General features: G+C 63.6%; 19 protein-coding genes and 3 tRNA genes. 11 read left to right on the top strand and 11 right to left on the bottom strand.

Annotated features, from left to right (window positions below):
- Positions 1-30: 30 nt before the first annotated feature.
- Positions 31-462, bottom strand: a complete 432-nt coding sequence (locus tag B2U07_RS20925; RefSeq protein ID WP_275546257.1) for a nuclear transport factor 2 family protein — start codon at positions 460-462, stop codon at positions 31-33.
- 269 nt (positions 463-731) lie between these two features.
- Positions 732-2,765, bottom strand: coding sequence for an NADPH-dependent 2,4-dienoyl-CoA reductase (locus B2U07_RS20920; protein ID WP_296277718.1), 2,034 nt, complete (start codon positions 2,763-2,765; stop codon positions 732-734).
- Between the two features lie 202 nt (positions 2,766-2,967).
- Between B2U07_RS20920 and B2U07_RS20915 the strand changes: the two genes are divergently transcribed.
- Complete coding sequence (locus tag B2U07_RS20915; RefSeq protein WP_296278054.1) at positions 2,968-3,993, top strand: carbon-nitrogen hydrolase family protein; 1,026 nt, start codon at positions 2,968-2,970, stop codon at positions 3,991-3,993.
- On the top strand, positions 3,990-5,036 hold the full coding sequence (locus tag B2U07_RS20910; RefSeq protein ID WP_296277717.1) for an AraC family transcriptional regulator: 1,047 nt from the start codon (positions 3,990-3,992) through the stop codon (positions 5,034-5,036). Before B2U07_RS20915 ends, B2U07_RS20910 begins: the two co-directional genes overlap by 4 nt.
- A gap of 225 nt (positions 5,037-5,261) precedes the next feature.
- Here B2U07_RS20910 and B2U07_RS20905 read toward each other — a convergent pair.
- The 4 genes from B2U07_RS20905 to B2U07_RS20890 all read right to left on the bottom strand — a co-directional run bounded on the left by B2U07_RS20905 (position 5,262) and on the right by B2U07_RS20890 (position 6,192).
- Positions 5,262-5,338 (bottom strand) — tRNA-Asp (locus tag B2U07_RS20905).
- A gap of 107 nt (positions 5,339-5,445) precedes the next feature.
- Positions 5,446-5,522 (bottom strand) — tRNA-Asp (locus B2U07_RS20900).
- Between the two features lie 31 nt (positions 5,523-5,553).
- A tRNA-Val gene (locus B2U07_RS20895) sits at positions 5,554-5,629 on the bottom strand.
- Positions 5,630-5,718: 89 nt separating this feature from the next.
- A complete protein-coding gene (locus B2U07_RS20890) occupies positions 5,719-6,192 on the bottom strand; it encodes a MarR family winged helix-turn-helix transcriptional regulator (protein ID WP_296277715.1) in 474 nt (157 codons plus the stop codon).
- Positions 6,193-6,300: 108 nt separating this feature from the next.
- Here B2U07_RS20890 and B2U07_RS20885 point away from each other — a divergent pair, with 108 nt between their 5' ends.
- The 5 genes from B2U07_RS20885 (at position 6,301) to B2U07_RS20865 (ending at position 14,456) form a co-directional block, all read left to right on the top strand.
- Complete coding sequence (locus B2U07_RS20885) at positions 6,301-8,070, top strand: N-acetylglutaminylglutamine amidotransferase (RefSeq protein WP_296277713.1); 1,770 nt, start codon at positions 6,301-6,303, stop codon at positions 8,068-8,070.
- A 131-nt stretch (positions 8,071-8,201) separates the two neighbouring features.
- The gene (ngg, locus tag B2U07_RS20880; RefSeq protein WP_275546261.1) at positions 8,202-9,941 is read left to right on the top strand and encodes an N-acetylglutaminylglutamine synthetase; all 1,740 of its coding nucleotides are present in this window, start codon (positions 8,202-8,204) and stop codon (positions 9,939-9,941) included.
- Between the two features lie 63 nt (positions 9,942-10,004).
- Positions 10,005-11,204, top strand: a complete 1,200-nt coding sequence (locus B2U07_RS20875; RefSeq protein WP_197857918.1) for an osmoprotectant NAGGN system M42 family peptidase — start codon at positions 10,005-10,007, stop codon at positions 11,202-11,204.
- 203 nt (positions 11,205-11,407) lie between these two features.
- On the top strand, positions 11,408-14,155 hold the full coding sequence (locus tag B2U07_RS20870; RefSeq protein WP_296277712.1) for a hybrid sensor histidine kinase/response regulator: 2,748 nt from the start codon (positions 11,408-11,410) through the stop codon (positions 14,153-14,155).
- A gap of 64 nt (positions 14,156-14,219) precedes the next feature.
- Complete coding sequence (locus B2U07_RS20865; protein ID WP_197857970.1) at positions 14,220-14,456, top strand: YheU family protein; 237 nt, start codon at positions 14,220-14,222, stop codon at positions 14,454-14,456.
- A gap of 114 nt (positions 14,457-14,570) precedes the next feature.
- Here B2U07_RS20865 and B2U07_RS20860 read toward each other — a convergent pair whose 3' ends face one another.
- The 3 genes from B2U07_RS20860 to ttcA all read right to left on the bottom strand — a co-directional run bounded on the left by B2U07_RS20860 (position 14,571) and on the right by ttcA (position 17,767).
- Complete coding sequence (locus B2U07_RS20860; protein WP_296277710.1) at positions 14,571-15,242, bottom strand: DNA-3-methyladenine glycosylase I; 672 nt, start codon at positions 15,240-15,242, stop codon at positions 14,571-14,573.
- A 122-nt stretch (positions 15,243-15,364) separates the two neighbouring features.
- Complete coding sequence (locus tag B2U07_RS20855; RefSeq protein WP_296277708.1) at positions 15,365-16,429, bottom strand: 3-deoxy-7-phosphoheptulonate synthase; 1,065 nt, start codon at positions 16,427-16,429, stop codon at positions 15,365-15,367.
- A 513-nt stretch (positions 16,430-16,942) separates the two neighbouring features.
- Positions 16,943-17,767, bottom strand: coding sequence for a tRNA 2-thiocytidine(32) synthetase TtcA (ttcA, locus tag B2U07_RS20850; RefSeq protein ID WP_197857914.1), 825 nt, complete (start codon positions 17,765-17,767; stop codon positions 16,943-16,945).
- A 100-nt stretch (positions 17,768-17,867) separates the two neighbouring features.
- On the opposite strand from ttcA, the gene B2U07_RS20845 reads away from it, so the two are divergent.
- From B2U07_RS20845 to B2U07_RS20830, 4 genes are all read left to right on the top strand, one after another.
- Complete coding sequence (locus tag B2U07_RS20845; RefSeq protein WP_296277705.1) at positions 17,868-18,461, top strand: DNA-J related domain-containing protein; 594 nt, start codon at positions 17,868-17,870, stop codon at positions 18,459-18,461.
- Between the two features lie 166 nt (positions 18,462-18,627).
- A complete protein-coding gene (locus tag B2U07_RS20840) occupies positions 18,628-19,227 on the top strand; it encodes a Yip1 family protein (RefSeq protein WP_197857912.1) in 600 nt (199 codons plus the stop codon).
- Positions 19,228-19,551: 324 nt separating this feature from the next.
- Positions 19,552-20,214: a Yip1 family protein gene (locus B2U07_RS20835; RefSeq protein ID WP_296277704.1), complete on the top strand. Its 663-nt coding sequence runs from the start codon at positions 19,552-19,554 to the stop codon at positions 20,212-20,214.
- A 60-nt stretch (positions 20,215-20,274) separates the two neighbouring features.
- Complete coding sequence (locus B2U07_RS20830; protein ID WP_296277702.1) at positions 20,275-20,769, top strand: SprT family zinc-dependent metalloprotease; 495 nt, start codon at positions 20,275-20,277, stop codon at positions 20,767-20,769.
- A gap of 27 nt (positions 20,770-20,796) precedes the next feature.
- Here the strand turns inward: B2U07_RS20830 and B2U07_RS20825 are convergent, their stop codons facing one another.
- Complete coding sequence (locus B2U07_RS20825; protein WP_296277701.1) at positions 20,797-21,198, bottom strand: lysozyme inhibitor LprI family protein; 402 nt, start codon at positions 21,196-21,198, stop codon at positions 20,797-20,799.
- Between the two features lie 56 nt (positions 21,199-21,254).
- Positions 21,255-22,436, bottom strand: coding sequence for a CaiB/BaiF CoA transferase family protein (locus B2U07_RS20820; RefSeq protein WP_296277699.1), 1,182 nt, complete (start codon positions 22,434-22,436; stop codon positions 21,255-21,257).
- Positions 22,437-22,451 lie beyond the last annotated feature (15 nt).

The following is a 22,451-nucleotide window of genomic DNA, read 5'->3' as shown; positions in this document are numbered from 1 at the left end:
GCGCCCGCCCCTGCGGCGGGCTGCGTGATCTCAGCCCTTGGCGGCAGCGAGAAACGGCGCCAGACGCTGCGCCATTTCCGCGCCGAGCGCCTGCAGCCCGCTCATCGGACGCACCATGACTTCGAATTCGACGATCCGTCCCGACTCGTCGAAACGGATCATGTCGATGCCTTTCAACTCGCGCTCGCCTACCCGAGCGGAAAATTCCAGCACCACATTGAGGCCGTCGGCCGTCGCCAGCTCACGGTGATAGGCAAAGTCCTCGAACACCGTGAGCACCGTATTGAGGATCAGATTCACCGCCTGCGCACCTGGATAAGGGGTATGCGCCATGGGCGAGCGGAACACCGCCTGTGGGTGCAGCAGTTCGGGCAAGGCGCTGAGGTCCTTGGCGGCAATGAACTGATGCCAGCGTGCGAGGCCGGCTGCGACGGCAGGTTGTAGCTGGGCATTGAGAGACATCGGCTTCTCCTTGTTGTTGTCGGCCAGATAGCCAGCGCCCCGCACTGGGCGTAATGCTTTCACTTAGGGCTGCACGCGTTTGGCTCCCGTCTCCCATTTATTCGGGGCACGCCTAGTGGAGAGGGGCCGGGGGAGAGGGCTGAAAACACCGCAAAACTGCCAGTTTCCCCTTTCCCTAGCCCTCTCCCCCAAAGGGGCGAGGGGACTGATCGCGCTCGACCGTTTATTAAGTGAACAGTATTACCCGCACTAAGGGGGCGCTGCGTCGATCAGAGTTCGACCGCCAGGCGCGAACCCTGGTTGATCGCCCGCTTGGCATCGAGCTCGGCAGCGACATCAGCCCCGCCGACCAGATGTACGCTCTGACCGGCGCTCTGCAACCCTTCCTGCAGCTCACGCAGCGGGTCCTGGCCGGCGCAGACGATCACGGTGTCGACCGGCAGCACCTGCTCATCGCCACCAGCGATGCGGATATGCAGGCCGGCGTCATCGACCTTGAGGTACTCGACCGAGTTGAGCATTTGCACGTTCTTGTTCTTCAGGCCGGTGCGGTGAATCCAGCCGGTGGTCTTGCCCAGGCCATCGCCGACCTTGGTCTTCTTGCGCTGCAGCAGGAACACCTCACGCGCCGCCGGGTGCGGATGCGCCTGAATGCCTGCCACGCCACCACGTGCTTCGAGCGCGGTATCGATACCCCATTCCCTCCAGAACTCGTTACGGTCGAGGCTGGTGGCCTTGCCCTGGTGAGTGATGAACTCGGACACGTCGAAGCCGATACCGCCAGCGCCGATCACCGCGACCTTCTGGCCGACCGGCTTGCGCTCGAGAATTGCGTCCAGGTATCCAATCACCTTGGCATGCTCGATCCCCGGAATCTCCGGGGTGCGCGGGGCGATACCGGTGGCCAGGATGATCTCGTCGAAGCCGCCCTTGACCAGATCCTCCACCGACACGCGGGTGTTCAGGCGCACATCGACGCCGGTGGTCTCCAGCTTGCGCTTGAAGTAGCGCAGGGTCTCGAAGAACTCCTCCTTGCCTGGCACGCGCTTGGCCACGTTGAACTGGCCGCCGATTTCGCTGGCCGAATCGAACAGGGTCACGTCGTGACCGCGCTCGGCTGCCACGGTGGAAGCAGCGAGGCCGGCCGGGCCGGCGCCGACCACGGCGATCCTCTTCACCGCGGCAGTGGGAATGTAGTTCAACTCGGTCTCATGGCAGGCGCGCGGGTTGACCAGGCAGCTGGTCAGTTTGCCGCCGAAGGTGTGATCCAGGCAGGCCTGGTTGCAACCGATGCAGGTATTGATCTCGTCCGCGCGGCCTTCGGCAGCCTTGTTGACGAAGTCCGGGTCGGCGAGGAACGGCCGGGCCATCGACACCATGTCGGCGTCGCCCTCGGCCAGCACCTGCTCGGCCACTTCCGGGGTGTTGATGCGGTTGGTGGTGATCAGCGGGATGCCGACTTCGCCCCTGAGCTTGGCAGTGACCTTGGTGAAGGCCGCGCGCGGCACCTTGGTGGCGATGGTCGGGATACGCGCCTCGTGCCAGCCGATACCGGTGTTGATGAGGGTGGCGCCAGCCTGCTCGATGGCCTTGGCCAGCAGCACGATCTCATCCCAAGTGCTGCCGCCCTCGACCAGGTCGAGCATCGACAGGCGATAGATGATGATGAAGTTCGGCCCGACCGCCTCACGCACGCGGCGGACGATCTCCACCGGCAGGCGCATGCGGTTCTCGTAGCTGCCGCCCCAGCGGTCGCTGCGATGGTTGGTATGAGCCACCAGGAACTGGTTGATGAAGTAGCCTTCCGAGCCCATCACCTCGACACCGTCGTAGCCGGCCTGCTGGGCCAGCGCAGCGCAATTGACGAAGTCGGCGATCTGCTTCTCGATGCCCTCCTCGTCCAGCTCATGCGGCTTGAACGGGTTGATCGGCGCCTGGATGGCGCTCGGCGCCACGGATTTCGGGCTGTAGGCATAACGCCCGGCATGCAGGATCTGCATGCAGATCTTGCCGCCGGCCTCGTGCACGGCCTGGGTGACGATCTTGTGCTTCTCCGCCTCCTCGACCGTGCTCAGCTTGGCCGCGCCGGCGTACACGCCGCCCTCCTCGTTCGGACCGATGCCGCCAGTGACCATCAGGCCGACACCGCCACGGGCGCGCTCGGCGAAATAGGCCGCCATACGCTCGAAGCCACCCGGCTTCTCTTCCAGGCCAGTGTGCATGGAGCCCATCAGCGTGCGGTTCTTCAATGTGGTGAAGCCGAGGTCGAGCGGGGCCAGCAGGTGCGGGTAACGAGCAGTCATGGATATCTCCACATCGCGGTGCAGTTCACGGATTGCCGCGGTCTCATGGGCACGCGGTCGGTTATGCAGCCAGACGATAAAGAGGCTGCCAGCCAGGCTCAATGATCGAAACTGACAAGATAATGATCAAAAATAGCAATCCTGCTTGGCAACGTGGCTCGACCGACCTAACCTGCACCGCAACGAAGCCGAACACCTCGAAATGCGCCTACTGATCACCCTATTGCTCTCGCTCGCCCTGCTGGCCGGTCTCGGCAGCTATGCCCACTGGATCGAGCAACGCCCCAGCGGCCATTACCTGTCCGACCTGCGCAGCCAGGCCGTGCTCGATATCGGCCAACCCGGCCCGCGCGGCAACCTGTTGGGCATCCAGCCGGAACTGTTCGCCGCCGACTACCAGAGCCTCGCCCACCTGCGCCTGAAACTGGCTGCCTACCTGGACCACGCCCGCGATCAGGGCCTGCTCAACCAGCGCACCGTCGTCGTGCTGCCCGAACATATCGGTACCTGGCTGCTCGCCGTCGGCGAGAAGCAAGAGCTCCATCGCGCCGCCGAACGCCGTGAGGCCATGCACTGGCTGGCAGCGACCAATCCGCTGGATTACCTCGGTGCGCTACTGGATGCCGGAAGGGACGCGCGCGTCGAAGACGCCCTGCTGCGGACCAAGGCGAAATCGATGGCGCACGACTACCAGCAGTTGTTCGGCGACCTGGCCCGCGACTACCAGATCACCTTGGTGGCCGGCTCCATCGTCCTGCCCGAACCCCGAGTGGAACTGGGTCGCCTCGAAGTCGGGCGCGGGCCGCTCTACAACGTCAGCCTGGTATTCGACCGGGCCGGCAACCCGCTGGGCCAGCCACAACGGCACACCTTCGATGCCGGCGCGCTCCGCACCGGCAAGGCAGATTCCCTGCAAGTGCTGGATACACCCGCCGGGCGTCTCGGCGTGCTACTTGGCGGCGATATCAGCCAGCTTCCGCAGGCGATGACCGCGGACGGCGACGCCATCGAGTTGCTGGCCATGCCCAGCGACCTGAACGGCCAGACGGACGAATCCAAGCTCGGCGAGCGACTGCAGGCCCACGGCATTCGCGCAGGGATGCAAGTCCATCTGCGCGGCAGACTCTGGGAGCGCAGCGGCCAGTCCCAGGCGCTGGCTTTGCGTGACGGCAGCAGCGAGCGGAGTAGCCAAGAACGTGGCGCCCAACTGATCAACCTGTGGTTATGAAGGCCTCACGCGTTCGTCTCGGCGACCTCTCCGTCGGTTTCACCCTGGCGCTGGCCGATGCGCTGCGCGCCCAGGGCCAGGACCCCGAGCCGTTGCTGGCACAGTTCGGCCTGGATGCCGCACGCCTGAGCGAGCCTCGCGCGCGCCTGTCGATCCCGCGCTTCATGCGTCTCGGCCATAGCGCCATCGCCCTGTGTGGCAACCCGGCACTGGGTCTGGACATGGGCCGCCATAGCCGCATGAGCCAGGTCGGCCTGGCTGGCGTCTGCGCCGCACAGGCACCTGATCTGCGTGAAGCGGCGCGCACGCTGACGCGCTTCGAACCGCTGTATGCCGCCAACTACCGCGGCCGCTCGGACTTTCGCGAGGACGCCCGTGGCGCCTGGCTGCAGTTCTATTCCATCAGTCCGTACAACGCCTACAACCGCTTCGTGGTGGATTCGGTGCTGGCCGGTTGGCAAACCAACCTGGGCCAGGTGGTGGGTCGCCCCGTCATCCCGGAAAAGGTCGAAATCGAATTTCCAGCGCCGGACTATGGCGAGCGTTACGAGGCGCTGTTCGGCTGCCCGGTGGAGTTCAGCGCCGGCGCCAACCGCCTGCGCCTGGGCAATGAAGTCCTGGCGCAGCGCAATCCGCAGCACTGCCCGGGCACCTGGCGGCATTTGGTGGAATTATGTGAACGTGAACTGGATCAGCTGACCCGCACACGCAGCCTGCGCGAACGGGTGATCCAGCTGCTGGGGCCATTGCTGCACGGCCACGAACCGGACCTGGATGAAGTCGCACGCAGTCTGCACCTGCCGAGCTGGACGCTGCGGCGCAAGCTGGCCGAGGAAGGCACACAATTTCGCACCATCCTCAACGACACGCGACGTGACCTGGCCACCGCCTATATCCGTGACACCGAGCTGGCTTTCGGCGAGATCGCCTACCTGCTCGGCTTCGCCTCGGCCGAGGCGTTCCAGCGCGCCTTCAAACGCTGGCTTGGGCAAACACCGGGCGACTATCGCCGCGCACAACGCCGCGCCAGTGGCGACGCCTAGAGTTCGGTGGCGTCGTCTACGTCCGTCACGTCCTGATCGAAGGCATCGCGCTCGAGCAACTCTTCCTGATAATCGTCCATCTGTCGTTCTCCCGACTCGTGTCATCTGTCCGATAGCAAGCTACGTTGCCCGCATGAAGACAAGATGACGAAAAGCCGCAGGGCCATCGCACGAATGACAGGCAATAAAAAACCCGTCGATCTTGCGATCGACGGGTTTCGTATATGGCGCAGCGGACGGGACTCGAACCCGCGACCCCCGGCGTGACAGGCCGGTATTCTAACCGACTGAACTACCGCTGCGTGTCGGTTGGACTTGCGTCCAAAGAACTCTTGAAACTCTGTAGCATCCGATGGCGCCCTTGGCGGGCTTTCCATCTCAAACCGACAAATGTCGATCTGGCAAATAATGGCGCAGCGGACGGGACTCGAACCCGCGACCCCCGGCGTGACAGGCCGGTATTCTAACCGACTGAACTACCGCTGCGCGTCGGCCGGACTTACGTCCGAATTCGCTATGGTGGGTGGTGACGGGATCGAACCGCCGACCCTCTGCTTGTAAGGCAGATGCTCTCCCGGCTGAGCTAACCACCCATGTGCCTTAGCGAGGCGCGCACTTTATGCAGGTGGCGAAGCTAAGTCAACACCCTGCTTGAATTTTTTCTGAAAAAAGCGCGTCGGACTCAGTCCATTTCGCCGCACAGCTCGGCGGCCCTCAACAACGCCGCCGTCAGACTGTGGCGCTCCCAGTCGGAGAGCACGGCGAAACGCTGATTGAACTCCGGCGGCATCAGCGTCGGCGCCTGCTGGATCAGCTCGCGGCCAGCGTCACTGATCAGCAGCCATTGCCGTCGACGATCCTGATCGTCGCGCTGGCGCTGCAACAAACCGTGCTCTTCGAGGCGATCGAGCAGACCGGAAAGCGTCGCGGCCGTCAGGCTGACGCGACTGCTGAGCACGCTGGCGGTCATGCGCGTCTCGCTGGCCAGTACCTGCAGGATCATCAACTGCATGGGCGTCAGCCCACCAAAACGGGCCAGACGCTTGGCATGCACTTCCCCTGCCTGTTGCAGGCGCCGCAGCGCTTGGAACAGTGGCATTTCAAAGGCCATGACAGATGACAGATCTATTTCAGCAGGAACTTTTTTAACACTCATAAACACCAATCCTTAACCACCAACACTTTGACATGAAAGCATTTTCTTGTTTTGGTGTAAAAGGCTCGGCCACGAGCCACTCCCCAACGGCAACACCGGTAAGGAATTATGTGCGGAATAGCTGGAGAACTACGTTTTGATCGACGCCCCGCGGACCTGGCGGCAGTCGAGCGCATCACCCACCACCTCGCCCCTCGCGGCCCTGACGCCCACGGCTTTCATAGCCAGGGCCCCATCGCCCTAGGTCACCGCCGCCTGAAGATCATGGATCTGGCCGAAGCCTCGGGCCAGCCGATGATCGACAGCGATCTCGGCCTGTCGATGGTGTTCAACGGCGCCATCTACAACTACCCCGAGCTGCGCAGCGAACTGGAAGCGCTGGGTTATCGTTTCTTCTCCGGCGGTGACACCGAGGTACTGCTCAAGGGCTATCACGCCTGGGGCGAAGCCTTGCTACCCAAGCTCAACGGCATGTTCGCCTTCGCCGTCTGGGAGCGCGACAAGCAGAGCCTGTTCATCGCCCGCGACCGTCTCGGCGTCAAACCGCTGTACCTGTCGCGCACTGGTGAGCGCCTGCGTTTCGCCTCGTCGCTGCCGGCCCTGCTGCAGGGTGGCGACATCGCTAGAACGCTCGATCCGATCGCGCTCAACCACTATCTGAATTTCCATGCCGTGGTGCCCGCACCGCGCACCATCCTCGCGGGCGTGGAGAAGCTGCCGCCGGCCACCTGGATGCGTATCGATGCCGATAACAAGATCGAGCAGAAGACCTGGTGGACGCTGCAGTTCGGCCCGCAAGGCGATGAAGCGGCGTACGGCCTGGAAGAATGGCGCGACCTGACCCTGCAAACCATGCGCGAAGCCGTGGCCATTCGTCAGCGTGCCGCCGTGGACGTCGGCGTGCTGCTCTCCGGTGGCGTCGACTCGAGCATGCTGGTCGGCCTGCTGCGCGAAGCCGGCGTGGAGAATCTGCTGACCTTCTCCATCGGTTTTCAGGATGCCGGCGGCGAGCGTGGCGACGAGTTCCAGTATTCGGACCTGATCGCCCAGCGCTTCGCCACTCGTCACCATCAGTTGCGCATCGGCGAGCACGAGATTCTCGATCAACTGCCGCAGGCCTTCCGCGCCATGAGCGAGCCGATGGTCAGCCACGACTGCATCGCCTTCTACCTGCTCTCGCGTGAAGTCGCCAAGCACTGCAAGGTGGTCCAGAGCGGCCAGGGCGCCGACGAGCTGTTCGCCGGTTACCACTGGTACCCGCAGGTCGATGGCGCCAAGGATGCCTTCGCCGCCTACCGCGCAGCCTTCTTCGACCGCGAGCACGACGAGTATGCGGCCTGCGTGCAACCAGCCTGGCTGACCGGCGACATGGCCGGCGAGTTCGTGCGCGAGCACTTCGCCATGCCGGGCGCCGAGGCCGCAGTGGACAAGGCGCTGCGCCTGGACAGCACGGTGATGCTGGTCGACGACCCGGTCAAGCGCGTGGACAACATGACCATGGCCTGGGGCCTGGAGGCGCGCACGCCGTTCCTCGATTACCGCGTGGCCGAGCTGTCGGCGCGCATTCCGGCGCAATTCAAGCTGCCTGAAGGCGGCAAGTACGTGCTCAAGGAAGCGGCGCGCAAGGTCATCCCCAGCGAGGTGATCGACCGGCCCAAGGGTTACTTTCCGGTACCGGGTCTCAAGCACCTGGAAGGCGCCACCCTCGGCTGGGTGCGTGACCTGCTGCTCGACCCCAGCCAGGATCGCGGCCTGTTCAACCCGAACATGCTCGACCAGTTGTTGACTAACCCAGAGAGCCAGCTCACCCCCCTGCGCGGCTCCAAGCTGTGGCAGTTGGCGGCGCTCAACCTGTGGCTGAGCGAGCAGGGTCTGTAACTGAGACGGAGCGGCCTTTTTGGCCGCTCTTGCAGGATCAATGGTCGTAGCCCGGTAAAGCCGGGATTTGTCGCGACTCAATGACGATCCGGCTCAGACCGGACGTAGTGAACACGGACAGGGACTATTCCATGCGCTCCACTGCCTTCAACCAACGCCTGCTGCGCGGCCAGACGCCCTCCTACGAACGTCTGCAAGCGCGCCTGGCCGAAGATCACGCCAGCCAGCCAAGCCAGCCGCAGGCCATCCATTGCGGCTGGGGTCGCCTGCTGATCGGCCACACTTACCCGGACCCCACCGTGCTGGCCGAGGCGCTGCTCGCCGAGCAACCCGGCGAGCGCGATATCGCCCTGTATGTCGCCGCACCGCACCAGGTGCTGGCCCATGCGCCGCAGCAACTGTTTCTCGACCCTTCCGACACGCTGCGCCTGTGGTTCACCGACTACCGTCCGGCGCGCCGCAGCTTCCGCGGCTTTCGCATTCGCCGGGCGCAGAACGAAGCGGACTGGCAGGCGATCAACTGCCTGTACCAGACCCGCGGCATGCTGCCGATCGATCCGGCCAAACTCACGCCCTACAACGACGGTGGCCCGACCTACTGGCTGGCGGAGGACGAAGACAGCGGCGCGGTGATCGGCAGCGTCATGGGCCTCAACCATCAGCGCGCCTTCCATGACCCGGAAAACGGCAGTAGCCTCTGGTGCCTGGCGGTCGATCCGCAGTGCAGCCGCCCGGGCGTCGGCGAAGTGCTGGTGCGCCACCTGATCGAACACGGCATGAGCCGTGGCCTGAGCTACCTTGACCTGTCGGTGCTGCACGACAACAAGCAGGCCAAGAAGCTCTACGCCAAGCTGGGCTTTCGCGAGCTGCAGACCTTCAGCCTCAAGCGCAAGAACGGCATCAACCAGCCGCTGTTTCTCGGCCCCGGCCCGCAAGCCGAACTCAACCCCTACGCACGCATCATCGTCGACGAAGCGCTGCGTCGCGGTATCGAGGTGCAGGTGGACGACGCCGAAGCCGGGCTGTTCACCCTCAGCCATGGTGGCCGACGCATCCGTTGCCGGGAGTCGCTGTGCGACCTCACCAGCGCCGTGAGCATGACGCTGTGCCAGGACAAGCGCCTGACCCACCGCGCCCTGTCGCGTGCCGGCCTCAGCGTTCCGGCGCAACGCCTGGCCGCAAACGCCGAGGACAACGCCACCTTCCTCGCCGAACATGGCTCGGTGGTGGTCAAACCGGTGGACGGCGAACAGGGCCAGGGCGTGGCAGTCGACCTGCGCACGCCGGCTGAAGTGCAGGAAGCCATCGAACGCGCCCGCGTGTTCGATCAGCGCGTGCTGCTGGAAAGCTATCACCAGGGCCACGATCTGCGCATCCTGGTGATCGGCTACGAGGTGGTGGCTGCCGCTATTCGCCGTCCGGCGGAGATTATCGGCGATAGCCGCCACAGCATCGGCGAGCTGATCGATGCCCAGAGCCGCCGCCGCCAGGCCGCCACCGGCGGCGAAAGCCGCATTCCCAAGGACGCCGAAACCCTGCGTACCCTGCACGGTGCCGGCCTCGACTACGACAGCGTGCTGCCGGCCGGCCAGCGCCTGGCGGTGCGCAAGACCGCCAACCTGCATACCGGCGGCACCCTGGAAGACGTCACCGCGATTCTTCATCCGGCACTGCGCGACGCGGCGATCAAGGCTGCCCGCGCCCTGGAAATCCCTGTGGTCGGCCTCGACCTGCTGGTGCCTGCGGCCGATCAGCCCGACTACGTGTTCATCGAGGCCAACGAACGGGCCGGCCTGGCCAACCACGAACCGCAGCCGACGGCCGAGCGCTTCGTCGACCTGCTGTTCCCGCTCAGCCAGGCAACGAGCTGAACACTCTCCCCCCGGCCCTCTCCCGCACACGGGAGAGGGGCAATCCGAACGCGAGGAGCTTGCATGCAACAACTACCCGAACCCGACCTGGACTACCTGCAGAAGGTGCTGCTGGAAATGCTCGCCATTCCCAGCCCCACCGGTTTCACCGACACCATCGTGCGCTACGTCGCTGAACACCTCGAAGAGCTGGAGATCCCCTTCGAGCTGACCCGCCGCGGCACCATCCGTGCCACCCTGCGCGGGCGCCAGAGCGAGTACGAACGCTTCGACCGCGCGGTCTCCGCGCACCTCGACACCATTGGCGCCATCGTCCGCGAGATCAAGGACAACGGCCGTCTCGGCCTGGCCCCGGTGGGCTGCTGGTCGAGCCGCTTCGCCGAGGGCAGTCGCGTCAGCCTGTTCACCGACAACGGCGTGATCCGCGGCAGCGTACTACCGCTGATGGCCTCCGGGCACGCCTTCAACACCGCCGTCGACACCATGCCGATAAGCTGGGATCACATCGAGCTGCGTCTGGATGCCTACTGCGCCACCCGCGCCGATTGCGACTCACTGGGCATCTCGGTGGGCGATTTCGTCGCCTTCGACCCGCTACCGGAGTTTTCCGAAAGCGGCCATATCAGCGCCCGCCACCTGGACGACAAGGCCGGCGTCGCCGCGCTGCTGACGTCGCTCAAGGCGATTCGCGACCACGGCCTGCAACCGATGATCGATTGCCATCCGCTGTTCACCATCACCGAGGAAGTCGGCTCCGGCGCCGCTGCCGCGCTGCCCTGGGACGTCAGCGAATTCGTCGGTATCGACATCGCTCCGGTCGCGCCGGGCCAGCAATCCAGCGAGCACGCGGTCAGCGTGGCCATGCAGGATTCCGGCGGCCCCTACGACTATCACCTGTCGCGCCAACTGCTGCGCCTGGCCGCCGAACAGGATGTGCCGGTACGTCGCGATCTGTTCCGCTACTACCACAGCGATGCGCAGTCGGCCGTCGCCGCCGGTCATGACATTCGCACCGCTCTGCTGGCCTTCGGCTGCGACGCCACCCACGGCTACGAGCGCACCCATATCGACAGCCTCAAGGCCCTCAGCCGCCTGCTCACCGCCTATATGATGAGCCCGCCGGTATTTGCCAGCGACGCCCAGCCGGCGCAAGGTTCGCTGGAACGTTTCAGCCATCAGCTGGAGCACGATGCGCAGATGGAAAGCGATACCCGTGTTCCTCCCGTGGACACCCTGGTTGGACAACATGATCGCGACGCTTGAAGCCTTACGCGCATAAAGGCAAAGTGACATAAAAGGACGACAGGGGAGCATCAGCTCCCCTTTTTATCGCCAGCTTATCGGTCAGCTACCCTTACAAACGTCGTCACGTGACGTTTAAAAATGACTCCCGGCCATGCTGCATGGCCTATTGAGAAGGCGTTTGGCAAGCAGCGCGATTTGCAAACACCTTCAGAGGTTCACGGATGCCTCGCCTTTACCTGGCTTTGCTGCTGTTGTGGCTTGCCTGCCCAGCCTGGGCCCTCACGCCTGCGCCGCTGGATAGCGACCTGCGCCTGTCTCTGGGCCCTTACAGCGGTTATTACGAAGACGTGGATGGCACGCTCGACGTCGAGCAGGTGCTGGCCCTGGATGATGACGACTTTCGTAAAGTCAGCGGCGAACATGCCAATCTCGGCAAGAATGCCTCGGTCTGGTGGTTCAAGATTCGCCTGGTCAATGCCTTGCAACATGACGTGGGCGGCTACCTGGAAGTCAATTATCCGCTGCTCGATCACCTGCAGGTTCACCTGGTCACCCCGGACGGCAAACAGCAACAACAGGAAAGCGGCGACACCTTCGCCTTCTCCCAGCGGCCGGTGCAGGTCCGTAACTTCTGGTTCCCGCTGCAGCTCGAACCTGGCGTCAACACGCTGCTGGTTCGCGTGGAAACCACCAGCACGGTGTTCGTGCCACTGTTCTTCGCCACCTACGGTGCCAGCGCCGCGGCGCAGGAAAATCTGATGGGCTTCAACGGCGCGTTCTACGGCGTGCTGTTCGCCATGTTCTGCTACAACCTGTTCCTCTATCTTTCGCTGCGCGAATCGGCCTATCTCTGGTATCTGGCGTACAACCTCAACGTCGGCCTGCTCGCCGCCTGCTTCGACGGCATGCTGTTCAAGCTGCTGCCCGAGCACGTGGCCTTGCAGTCGGTGAGCATCTATATCCTGATGTACGTGCATTGCCTCACGGCGGTGCAGTTCAGCCGCCATTTCCTTCACGCCCGGCAGTACTTCCCCCGCCTGGACACCTGCCTGCGCCTGCTGATGCTGATCTGCGCCGGCTGCCTGCTGTCGGTGCCGCTGATTGGCTTCGCGGCGTGGAACATCCTGGCCAGCGTCACCGTTTCCCTGGTCTCGCTGATCCTCCTGCTGACCGGCATCTACGTCTGGCGCCGCGGCGTGCGCTACGGCTCATACTACACACTGGCCTGGGCCATCCTGCTGTTCGCCTTCATCCAGGCCACCACCGGCTCGCTGGGGCTGGAAGTACTCGGCGTGTTCGGCGCCACGGTGGTGAAGATCGGCGTAACCATCGAGCTGATTACCCTGTCGATCGGCCTGGCCGACCGCATCAACCTGCTCAAGGAAGAAGGCTTCCAATCTCGCCGTGCGGCCGAGCAGGCAGCCTTCGAAAGCCAGGCCAAGAGCCGCTTCCTGGCCAAGATGAGCCACGAGATCCGCACTCCGCTCAATGGCGTGCTGGGCATGCTGCAGCTGCTGCGCGAAACACCGATGGATCGCAGCCAGCGTTTTTATGTCGACACCATTTCCAGCTCCGGCAGTTCGCTGATGGCGGTGATCAACGACATTCTCGACTACGCCCGCATCGAATCGGGCAAGCTCAGCCTGGAGCAGATCGAGTTCGACCTGGAAGATATGATTTCCGAGACGCTCAGCCTGTTCACAGGCCAGGCGTTGGACAAGCGCCTGCGCCTCTATGTCAGCCTGGAGAATGGCGTACCGCGGCGCATCCAGGGTGACCCGACGCGACTCAAGCAGGTGCTGATGAATCTGCTCAGCAACGCCCTGAAGTTCACCGCAGAAGGACATGTGGCAGTCAGCGTCAGCCGCCGCAGCGACAGCCATGGCAACCCGCATCTGGTATTCGCCGTCAGCGACAGTGGCATCGGCATCAGCGAGCAGGCCCTGGCGCAGTTGTTCGAGTCCTTCGCCCAGGGCGACTCCAGCACCACGCGCCGCTATGGCGGCAGCGGCCTGGGGCTGGCCATCAGCAAGGAACTGGTGGAGATGATGGGCGGGCGCATCGAGGTGCAGAGCACGCTCGGCCAGGGCACCCGCTTTGCTTTCGACATCCCCTTGCTGAGTGAGCAGGACGCCCCCGACGAGCTCAACCGCCTGCTGGCGGGCCGTACCGCCCTGCTCGCCTCGCTCGATGGCCTGGGCCTGGATGCCATGAGCCGCCTGCTCGGCCGCTGGGGTATGCGCACCGAGCGTTGTCAGACGCCGGAACGGCTGCAGGACTACCTGGAGGATTTCACCGCGCCGCCGCTGCTGGTGCTGATGGCGCCCTGGCCGGGCGGCATCAATCACTGGCTCGATTCGATCAGGCCAAAACTGCAGGCGCAGCAGCGCGTGATGCTGATCTGCCCACCGGAGGCCTGTCCGCAGTTGCCGGCGAGCCAGGGTCTGCGTCTGCAACACCTGGCCCAGCCGGTGGCGATCAACGCGCTGCGTCAAGCCCTCACCGGGCTGTATGAAGAACCCAAAGCACAGGTACATCAGTTGGTCAGAGACATACGTAGCGACAGCAGTAACGCCCCCTGCATCCTGGTGGCAGAAGACAACCCGGTGAACCAGTTGGTGGTTCAGGGCTTCCTGAAGAAACGCGGCTACAGCGTGCGCCTGGTCACCAACGGTCAGGCTGCAGTCGATGAATACGAGCGTGACCCGGCTGCCGTGCACTTGATCCTGATGGACTGCGAGATGCCGGTCATGGACGGCTTCGAAGCCACCCGGCAGATCCGTCGTCTGGAGCGCAGCCGGCAGCTCGCTGCGGTGCCGGTCATCGCCCTGACTGCACACATCCTCGAAGAACACCGTCAGCACGGCCTGGATGCCGGTATGGACGATTTCCTCGGTAAGCCGCTGGATAGCGGGCTGCTCTACAGTACGCTGGAGCGCTTTCTGCAACGCCCCGGCAACCGCGCCTGAACCTACTCGCAGCGCGGCGCCCTCTGGCTCTATCATGGGCGCCAACAACTGGAGTCGATTCGCTGTGCTGATCCCCGCTCACCTGCTGCAAGCCGATACCCTTACCGCCCTGATCGAAGATTTCGTCACCCGCGACGGCACCGACAACGGCGACGAAACACCGCTGGAGACCCGCGTACAGCGCGTACGCCGCGCCCTGGACAAGGGCGAGGCGGTGATCGTGTTCGACCCGGACAGCCAGCAGTGCCAGTTGGCGATGAAGCGGGACGTGCCCAGGGAATGGCTGGATGCCGAGCCCTGAACCACTGCGTAGGAGCCAATTTATTCGCGATCAGCAATCTCTATTGAACGCGATAAAACGGAGCACCACCCGCTCGCGCCTGCAGACTGCTCCGAGCTCTGCCTGGCCTGGACATCAGTGATTGACGGTGTGCGCCAGCATCACCGATAGCTGGCACAGCGGTCGGCCACTCTCGGCCTGCCACTGGTTGAAGGCGGCCTGTACCGCAGCCAAGTCCTTCTGGCTGGTGGGCGCCTTGTCGATCACGCCCTGAGCCTTGAGCGCGGCCACCATGTCATCGGTGGGCACGAAGGTGTCCTTGCCTGCCATGCGCAGCAAACGCGGCGCCGACAGTCCACCGAGCTGATTACCCTGCTTGGCGAGGTACTTCCACAGACCGACGATATTGCTCACCGGCCAGTCGGCGATCAGGGCGCCGAAGCTACCTTTCTCGCGGCGTACATCGAGGATGAACTGGGCGTTGCGCGGCACGCTCTTGAGCTTGCCCAGGTGGCGGATCAGCCGCGCATCCTGCATCAGGTTCTCCAGGCGCTCGGCGCCCATCAGCACCACCTTCTCCGGGTCGAAGCTGAAGAACACTTCCTCGAACGCCGGCCACTTGGCATCCACCAGGCTGTGCTTGAGCCCGGCGCGGAAGATGCGCAGGCTGATCAGCGACAGGTAGCGGTCGTCGGCGAGCGCACGCAGCTCGGCATCGCTGCGCGGCTGCGGCAGCATGGCCTCCAGCACACTCGCGGAGCCGAAGCGGTTGAGGCAGAACTCGTGCAGCCACTTGTAATCACGCATGAATCGAATCCTTCATGAAACGGATGACGAAGCCTGCATGCACAACACCGAGCACCGCAAGTCCTGTAAAAACCCAGGCCGAGTGAAACCCGCCAATCCCGGACTGGCGGGTTGCAACCGTCCTACCCGCGCAAACGCGCGGCGGCTTGGCGCAATGCGGCTTCGGTGCCGCTCCAGCCCAGGCAGCCATCGGTGATCGATACGCCATAGCGCAGCTCGCCGGAAAGCGCCTGACAACCATCGAACAGATGACTCTCCAGCATTACCCCGCGCAGGCTGGCATCGCCGGCCAGGCGCTGGTCGATCACGCTGTCCAGCACCGCCGGCTGGCGCAACGGGTCCTTGCCACTGTTGGCGTGGCTGCAGTCGACCATGATCCGCGGCGCGATGCCCTGGCGCTGCAGGGCATCGCGCGCAGCGGCGACGCTGGCAGCATCATGATTCGGCGCGCCGTGGCCACCGCGCAGCACCAGATGGGTGTCCGGGTTGCCCGCGGTGTGCAGCAGCGCCGGATGGCCGAGGTCGTCGATACCGAAGTGCTGGTGCGGGTGCGCCGCCGAGCGCATGGCGTCGCAGGCGATGCCGACGCTGCCATCGGTGCCATTCTTGAAGCCAACCGGCAGATCCAGGCCACTGACCATCTCGCGGTGCACCTGCGACTCGCTGGTACGTGCACCGATGGCCGCCCAACCGAGCAAATCATCGAAGTAACCGGCAGCCATCGGCTGCAGCAGCTCGCTGGCCAGCGGCAGGCCGCGCTCGAGGATGTCCAGCATCAACTGTCGTGACTGGCGCAGGCCTTCAGCCATGTCACCGCTGCCATCCAGGTGCGGGTCGTACAGCAGTCCCTTCCAACCTACGGTGGTGCGCGGTTTTTCCACGTAGGCGCGCATCACCAGCAGCAGTTGGTCATCGACCTGCGGCGCCAGTGCGGCCAGGCGTTCGGCGTATTCGAGCGCCGAGGCGCGGTCATGCAGGGAACAGGGGCCGACGACTACCAACAGGCGTGCATCGGTGCCATCGAGCACGGCGCGGATGGCATCGCGGTCATTGGCAATACGTTCGGCAAGTGCGGCGGATAGCGGCAGGCGCTGGCGCATTACGGCGGGGCTGGGCAGCGGCTGGGCGCTGCGGCGGGCGATGGTGGTGACGGGGCAAGCGAGTTGAGCGGAGACGGATGCGTTCATGATCTGGCGGTTCCTTGGCCGGCGCGGCCTGCGCCGCGCGGCGCTAACTGAGTGTTCGTGGTAAAGGTGTCAGGGCGGTGGTGACGCTGCTAAATCGCCAGTCGTAGCGGTAGTTGCGGTAATAACGGTTCATCTGTGAATCCTCGATCTGTGGCCGTTTTCGGCCGAAAAAAACAAAACCCCCGGTCGGGTTGCCGACCGGGGGTTTTCTGGAAAACGTCTCTGGTGGCGACCCTGGTGTCTCAGGCCGCCTGTGGGGTATCAGGCGCGCCTGTGGCTAAACCAATACCCAAAGAAGTAATACGCCGCAGCCGCGACCGACTGCACACGCGCCAACGCGACGCACGAGGCACCGGCTTGCAGCATGGACAGGGAGTTGAGGCTGGCGGACATGAAATTCTCCAAAGCGATGGCCGAACCATACTCCAGGCCTTTGCGGCCTGGCAAGCGTCGCGGCTAAAGCCCCTCCCACAGGTTCGAGTCACTTGTAGGAGCGGCTTCAGCCGCGATGGCTTACAGGCTCATCACATCGAGGAAGCGCGGCGTGGCGCTGTCGTCGATCTTCAGGCTCTTGAAGTCGAACAGGTCGCGGTCGGCCAGCTGCGAGGGGTGCACGTTCTGCAAGGCGCGGAACATGATCTCGACGCGGCCCGGGCTCTTGCGCTCCCACTCCTGCAACATCTCCTTGACCACCTGGCGCTGCAGGTTCTCCTGCGAGCCGCAGAGGTTGCACGGAATGATGGGGAATTCCTTTAGCTGGCTGTAGGCCTCGATATCGGCCTCGGCGCAGTAGGCCAGCGGGCGAATCACCACGTTGCGGCCGTCGTCGGACAGCAGTTTGGGTGGCATGGCCTTGAGCGTGCCGCCGTAGAACATGTTGAGGAAGAAGGTTTCCAGGATGTCGTCGCGATGGTGCCCCAGCGCCATCTTGGTCGCGCCGATCTCGTCGGCATAGGTGTACAGGGTGCCACGGCGCAGGCGCGAGCACAGCGAGCAGGTGGTCTTGCCCTCGGGAATCTTTTCCTTGACCACCGAGTAGGTGTCCTTCTCGATGATGTGGTACGCGACGCCGACGGACTCCAGATAGGCCGGCAGGACGTGCTCGGGGAAGCCGGGCTGCTTCTGGTCCATGTTCACCGCGACGATCTCGAACTTGATCGGCGCCACCTTCTGCAGGTAAAGCAGCACGTCGAGCATGGTGTAGCTGTCCTTGCCGCCGGACAGGCAGACCATCACCTTGTCGCCATCCTCGATCATGTTGAAGTCGGTGATGGCTTCGCCGGCCAGGCGGCGAATGCGCTTCTGCAGTTTGTTCTGGTTGACCGAGAGGGTGCCCATGGTGCGTCGAAATCCGAGGGGTGGGAACGAAAGCGCGACATTTTACGCACAAAGGCGCCGCGCCCCTACCCCGTTGACGGTTAAATGCTAGGCTCGGCCGATGAAAGACGACCTCGACCCCAACCAGGACCTAGCAGAGCAGGTGCTGCAATTGCTCCAGGCAGCCCCCGACGGGCTGGCCGAATATGCCCTTATCCAGCAACTCAAGGCCCGCCACAGCGGCCATCTGCCCAACCTGCCGCTGACGGACAAGCTGGTGCTCTTCCGCACCCATTTTCTGCTGTTCAACGCCCTCTACCGCCTGCGTGATCAGCTCTGGCACGAACAGACGCACCTGCTCGAGATCAGCCCGCTGTGCATCCGCCTGCTGCCCTATCAGCCCGGCACTGCGGGGCTCAGCGAACGCGATGAACTGCGCGACTACTACCTGGACATGAACCATCTGCGCGATACCGACGAACGCGACGTCGAACGCCTGCTGACCAGTTTCTGGACGCGCATGCAGGGCGGCGACGAGAAACAGGCAGCCCTCGAATTGTTCGAGCTCAGCAACGAACGCACGCTCGATCTGCCACGAATCAAGCAGCGCTACCGACAAATGGTCAGCATCCATCATCCGGACCGAGGCGGCAGTACAGAGCGGTTGCAGTCAATCAACCTGGCCATGGAAATACTTGAGCGCTATTACCACTGATCGCTAGAGAGCAATTTGCTCTAAAGCCAGACACCACGCCGGCTCCAGGCCCTGTCTATACTGCAACATAAGGTCGCATAATTTCGGTCTGACACCCGGCGGCGCTGTACACGCGCCCCGGGCGTTCGCTGGGGGGCGACCGTCATAAGAAAAGGAGGTGTCTGGCATGATCCACCACGTTTGGGGGCTCTTCACCCATCCCGATCAAGAATGGCAAGAAATTCGTGGCGAGGAGGAATCCATCAGCCACATGTACCTGACCCACGTGCTGATTCTCGCGGCGATTCCCGCCATTTCAGCTTATATCGGCACCACCCAGGTTGGCTGGGCCATCGGCGACCGAACACCGGTGATGCTGACCGAAGGCAGTGCGATGGTGATGACCATCATGTCCTACCTGGCAATGCTTGCAGGTGTGGCCGTGATGGGCGCCTTCATCCACTGGATGGCACGCACCTATGATGCCAATCCGAGCCTGACCCAGTGCGTGGTCTTCGCCGCCTATACCGCAACCCCGCTGTTCATCGCAGGCCTTGCAGCGCTCTACCCACATCTATGGCTGGGCATGGTCGTGGGCACGGTCGCAATCTGCTACACGGTGTATCTGCTCTACGTCGGTATACCGACCTTTATGAACATTCCCGATGACGAGGGTTTCATGTTCTCCAGCTCCGTATTGGCGGTGGGTCTGGTGGTGTTGGTGGCGATGATCGCCAGCTCGGTCATTCTCTGGGGCATGGGCGTTGGCCCGATCTATATCAGCTGATGGCATTCACGCAAAATCGACAGGCCGCCTTCGGGCGTAATGCTGTTCACTTAAGGTTGTACACGTTTGGCTCCCCTCTCCCATTTATGGGAGAGGGGCTGGGGGAGAGGGTTGAAAACACCGCAAAACTGCCAGTTTTCCCCTCTCCCTAACCCTCTCCCCAAAGGGGCGAGGGGACTGATCGTGTCCGACCATTTCTTATGTAAACAGCGTTACGCCTTCGGGCGGCCTTTTTTGTCCACAAGGTTATTGGGGGAATTTGAATTGAACCCTGCGCCGCAATAGCTGCCCCAGATATAAAGGCAGCCAGCGGATGGACATACCATGTACGCAAATCTCTATACCCTTCTCACCCGTCCGGACCGCGCTTGGACGGCGATTCGTCAGGACGAAGAACACAACAGTGCCAATTACCTGCCCTACCTGTTGCTGTTCGCCCTGTTGCCGGCGGTTTGTCTATTCATCGGCACTCATTGGGTAGGCTGGAGCCTGGTCGAAGATGAGCGCATCCGCCTGGAGGCGATAAGCGCAGTGCAGTTGAGCGTGCTGCTCTATGTCACGACGCTTATCGGCATCTTCATCATGGGCTACTTCCTGCGTTACATGTCGCGTACTTTCGAAGCCCGGCCCACTTTCAACCAGTGCATTGGTTTCATCGCCTACGCCTGCACCCCGTTCTTCCTCGCCGGCATCGCCGCGCTCTACCCCACCCGCTGGTTGGCGATACTGGCTCTGCTGGCGGCCTGCGCGCATACCTCCTACCTGATCTATGTCGGCCTGCCGCGCTTCATGCGCATCGATAACCATCAGGGTTTTCTCTATGCCAGTTCGATGATTGGCGTCGGCCTGCTGGTGGTGGTCACCATCCTCGTCAGCATGATTCTGTTCTGGTCCTACACCCTTGAGCCGGAGTACCAGCGGACGGTGGATCAGGATCAGAGCCGCGGCACGCAGCAGGAGCGCATGCAGCCGCCAGGAGACGAGTGATACCTGCGCCGGCGGGCTGCTTGCGGCATAATCCGCCCTCAGCCCGTACCTGCGCCCGCCATGCCCGAACAGATTCACGCTCGCGTCGAAGCCTGCTACCAGCAAGCCGAAGCCTTCTTCAAGCAGCCCTTCGCACGCCCCGAAATCAGCTTCAAATTGCGCGGGCAGAAGGCCGGTGTCGCTCATTTGACGGAAAACAAGCTGCGCTTCAACCTGCAGCTGTACCGCGACAACCACGAAGACTTCCTGCGCCAGACGGTGCCCCACGAAGTGGCCCACATGATCGCCCACCAACTGTTCGGCCCGCGCATTCAACCCCACGGCGAGGAATGGCAATTGATCATGCGCGGCGTTTACGAACTGCCGCCGCATCGCTGCCACAGCTACGAAGTCGAACGGCGCAAGGTGGCCCGCTTCATCTACCGCTGCAGCTGCGTCGATGGCGAATTTCCCTTCTCCGCTCAGCGTCACGCGCTGGTGGCCAAGGGGCGGCGCTATTACTGCAGGCGCTGCAAGGCGACGCTAAATTTCACCGGCGAACAGCGCAAGGAGTGATCGGGCGCCAGCGCAGCGATAGCGATTCTAACCTTCGAAGGATTTCAGCCACTCGGTGCGCGCCCGCGCCTGCTCAGCGTGGCATTCCGACTCCCAGAAGCCGGTCCAGGGCGAGCCTTGCACCCGGTTGCGGGCGTACAGGCTGCAATCCTGTTCGCGGAGCTTGATCCACAGGCGCTGGGCATCGCGCAGCTCCGTGGCGAGGGCCGGCTCATACTGTTTGAGCGAGGCCATCACGCGATCGTAAGTGCCCTGCAGCTCCTGCTCGGCCGCCTTCCACACCGGCCCCTGGCACATGAACGCGGCCATGGCGCTACCTTGCTGGCAGGGATCGTCTGGGTCTTCAGCGGCCTGTGCTGGCGCGATTGCCACGCCCAACGCAAAAATCCAGCTCACGGCGCTCGACGCCACCCCTGTGATTCCTTTCATGCCTGACGCCCCGGTGCGGTAAAGGCGCCCATCCTAAGCGGGCCCCACGGCTCGCTTCAACCGAACACGCGCGACTCGCGCAGCGCGGCAATCCGCTCGGCGTCATAACCCAGTTCCGCCAGTACCTCTTCGGTATGCGCGCCGAGCGCTGCCCCTACATGCTGCGGCGGCGGCAAGCCGTCGGAAAACTTCAGCGGACAGGCCAGTTGCGCCTGCGCCGGCAGGCCTTCGCGCGGCACCTCGACGACCAGTTGGCGCGCCCTGATCTGCGAGTGCTGCACCGCCTCGGACAGCGGCAGCATGGGCTCGACGCAGGCGTCCAGCTCGGCAAACACACGGCCCCATTCGGCGAAATCGCGCTTCTCGAACTCGATTTCGATCTCACGCTTGAGCGCGCGCTGGTCCTCGGGTTTCTGCGACAAGCCACGCGCCGCCAGCTCGGGCCGGCCGATGGCGGCGCAGAACTGCTGCATGAACTGCGGCTCCAGGCTGCCGACGGAGAACCAGCGGCCGTCGCGCGTGCGGTAATAGTCGTAGAAGCTGCCACCATTGAGCGCCTGGTTCTCCATGCCGGGCTCGACCCCCGCACCAAGATAACCGGCGCCGGCCATGCCATGCAGGCTGAAGGCGCAGTCGGTCATGCTCACGTCGACCTGCTGCCCCACACCGCTGACCTGGCGCTGCACCACGGCTGCGAGCAGGCCGATCACCCCATGCAGCGAGCCGCCTGCCAGATCCGCCAGTTGCACGCCAAGCGGCAACGGGCCGCTGTCCTGGCGCCCGGTGTAGCTGGCGATACCGGCCAGCGCCAGATAGTTGATGTCATGCCCGGCGCGGTCGCGATAAGGGCCGTTCTGGCCATAACCGGTGATCGACACGTAGATCAGTCGCGGGTTGATCGCCTTGAGCGCCTCGTAGCCAACGCCCAGCTTGTCCATCACGCCGGGGCGGAACTGCTCGAGGACGATGTCGTACTCGCTCACCAGTTGCTTGACCACCTCCACGGCCTCCGGCCGCTTGAGGTCCAGGGCGATGCTGCGCTTGTTGCGGTTGAGATAGGCGTGGCTGGTGGACGTTCCGCCATCATGAGGCGGCAGCACGCGTACCAGGTCCATGCGCGTGGGCGACTCCACCCGCAGCACCTCGGCGCCCATGTCGGCCAACAGCAGCGACGCGAACGGCCCCGGCAGCAGCGTGGAAAAGTCGAGAATCTTCAGCGAAGACAAGGGACCGGACATGGTGACTCCAGATTG

This window comes from Pseudomonas sp. UBA7530 (genome assembly GCF_002479365.1).
Taxonomy (GTDB): domain Bacteria; phylum Pseudomonadota; class Gammaproteobacteria; order Pseudomonadales; family Pseudomonadaceae; genus Aquipseudomonas.
The sequence above is the reverse complement of the archived record's forward strand: the minus strand, read 5'-3'. Positions and strand labels throughout refer to the sequence as shown.

Coding starts and splice junctions, on each gene's coding strand:
- B2U07_RS20875 (WP_197857918.1), top strand. CDS start 10,005: ATGCAACAACTACCCGAACCCGACCTGGACTACCTGCAGAAGGTGCTG.
- B2U07_RS20830 (WP_296277702.1), top strand. CDS start 20,275: ATGCCCGAACAGATTCACGCTCGCGTCGAAGCCTGCTACCAGCAAGCC.
- B2U07_RS20855 (WP_296277708.1), bottom strand. CDS start 16,429: ATGAACGCATCCGTCTCCGCTCAACTCGCTTGCCCCGTCACCACCATC.
- B2U07_RS20820 (WP_296277699.1), bottom strand. CDS start 22,436: ATGTCCGGTCCCTTGTCTTCGCTGAAGATTCTCGACTTTTCCACGCTG.
- B2U07_RS20870 (WP_296277712.1), top strand. CDS start 11,408: ATGCCTCGCCTTTACCTGGCTTTGCTGCTGTTGTGGCTTGCCTGCCCA.
- B2U07_RS20920 (WP_296277718.1), bottom strand. CDS start 2,765: ATGACTGCTCGTTACCCGCACCTGCTGGCCCCGCTCGACCTCGGCTTC.
- B2U07_RS20825 (WP_296277701.1), bottom strand. CDS start 21,198: ATGAAAGGAATCACAGGGGTGGCGTCGAGCGCCGTGAGCTGGATTTTT.
- B2U07_RS20885 (WP_296277713.1), top strand. CDS start 6,301: ATGTGCGGAATAGCTGGAGAACTACGTTTTGATCGACGCCCCGCGGAC.
- ngg (WP_275546261.1), top strand. CDS start 8,202: ATGCGCTCCACTGCCTTCAACCAACGCCTGCTGCGCGGCCAGACGCCC.
- B2U07_RS20910 (WP_296277717.1), top strand. CDS start 3,990: ATGAAGGCCTCACGCGTTCGTCTCGGCGACCTCTCCGTCGGTTTCACC.
- B2U07_RS20925 (WP_275546257.1), bottom strand. CDS start 462: ATGTCTCTCAATGCCCAGCTACAACCTGCCGTCGCAGCCGGCCTCGCA.
- B2U07_RS20860 (WP_296277710.1), bottom strand. CDS start 15,242: ATGCGTGATTACAAGTGGCTGCACGAGTTCTGCCTCAACCGCTTCGGC.
- B2U07_RS20890 (WP_296277715.1), bottom strand. CDS start 6,192: ATGAGTGTTAAAAAAGTTCCTGCTGAAATAGATCTGTCATCTGTCATG.
- B2U07_RS20835 (WP_296277704.1), top strand. CDS start 19,552: ATGTACGCAAATCTCTATACCCTTCTCACCCGTCCGGACCGCGCTTGG.
- ttcA (WP_197857914.1), bottom strand. CDS start 17,767: ATGGGCACCCTCTCGGTCAACCAGAACAAACTGCAGAAGCGCATTCGC.
- B2U07_RS20915 (WP_296278054.1), top strand. CDS start 2,968: ATGCGCCTACTGATCACCCTATTGCTCTCGCTCGCCCTGCTGGCCGGT.
- B2U07_RS20845 (WP_296277705.1), top strand. CDS start 17,868: ATGAAAGACGACCTCGACCCCAACCAGGACCTAGCAGAGCAGGTGCTG.
- B2U07_RS20840 (WP_197857912.1), top strand. CDS start 18,628: ATGATCCACCACGTTTGGGGGCTCTTCACCCATCCCGATCAAGAATGG.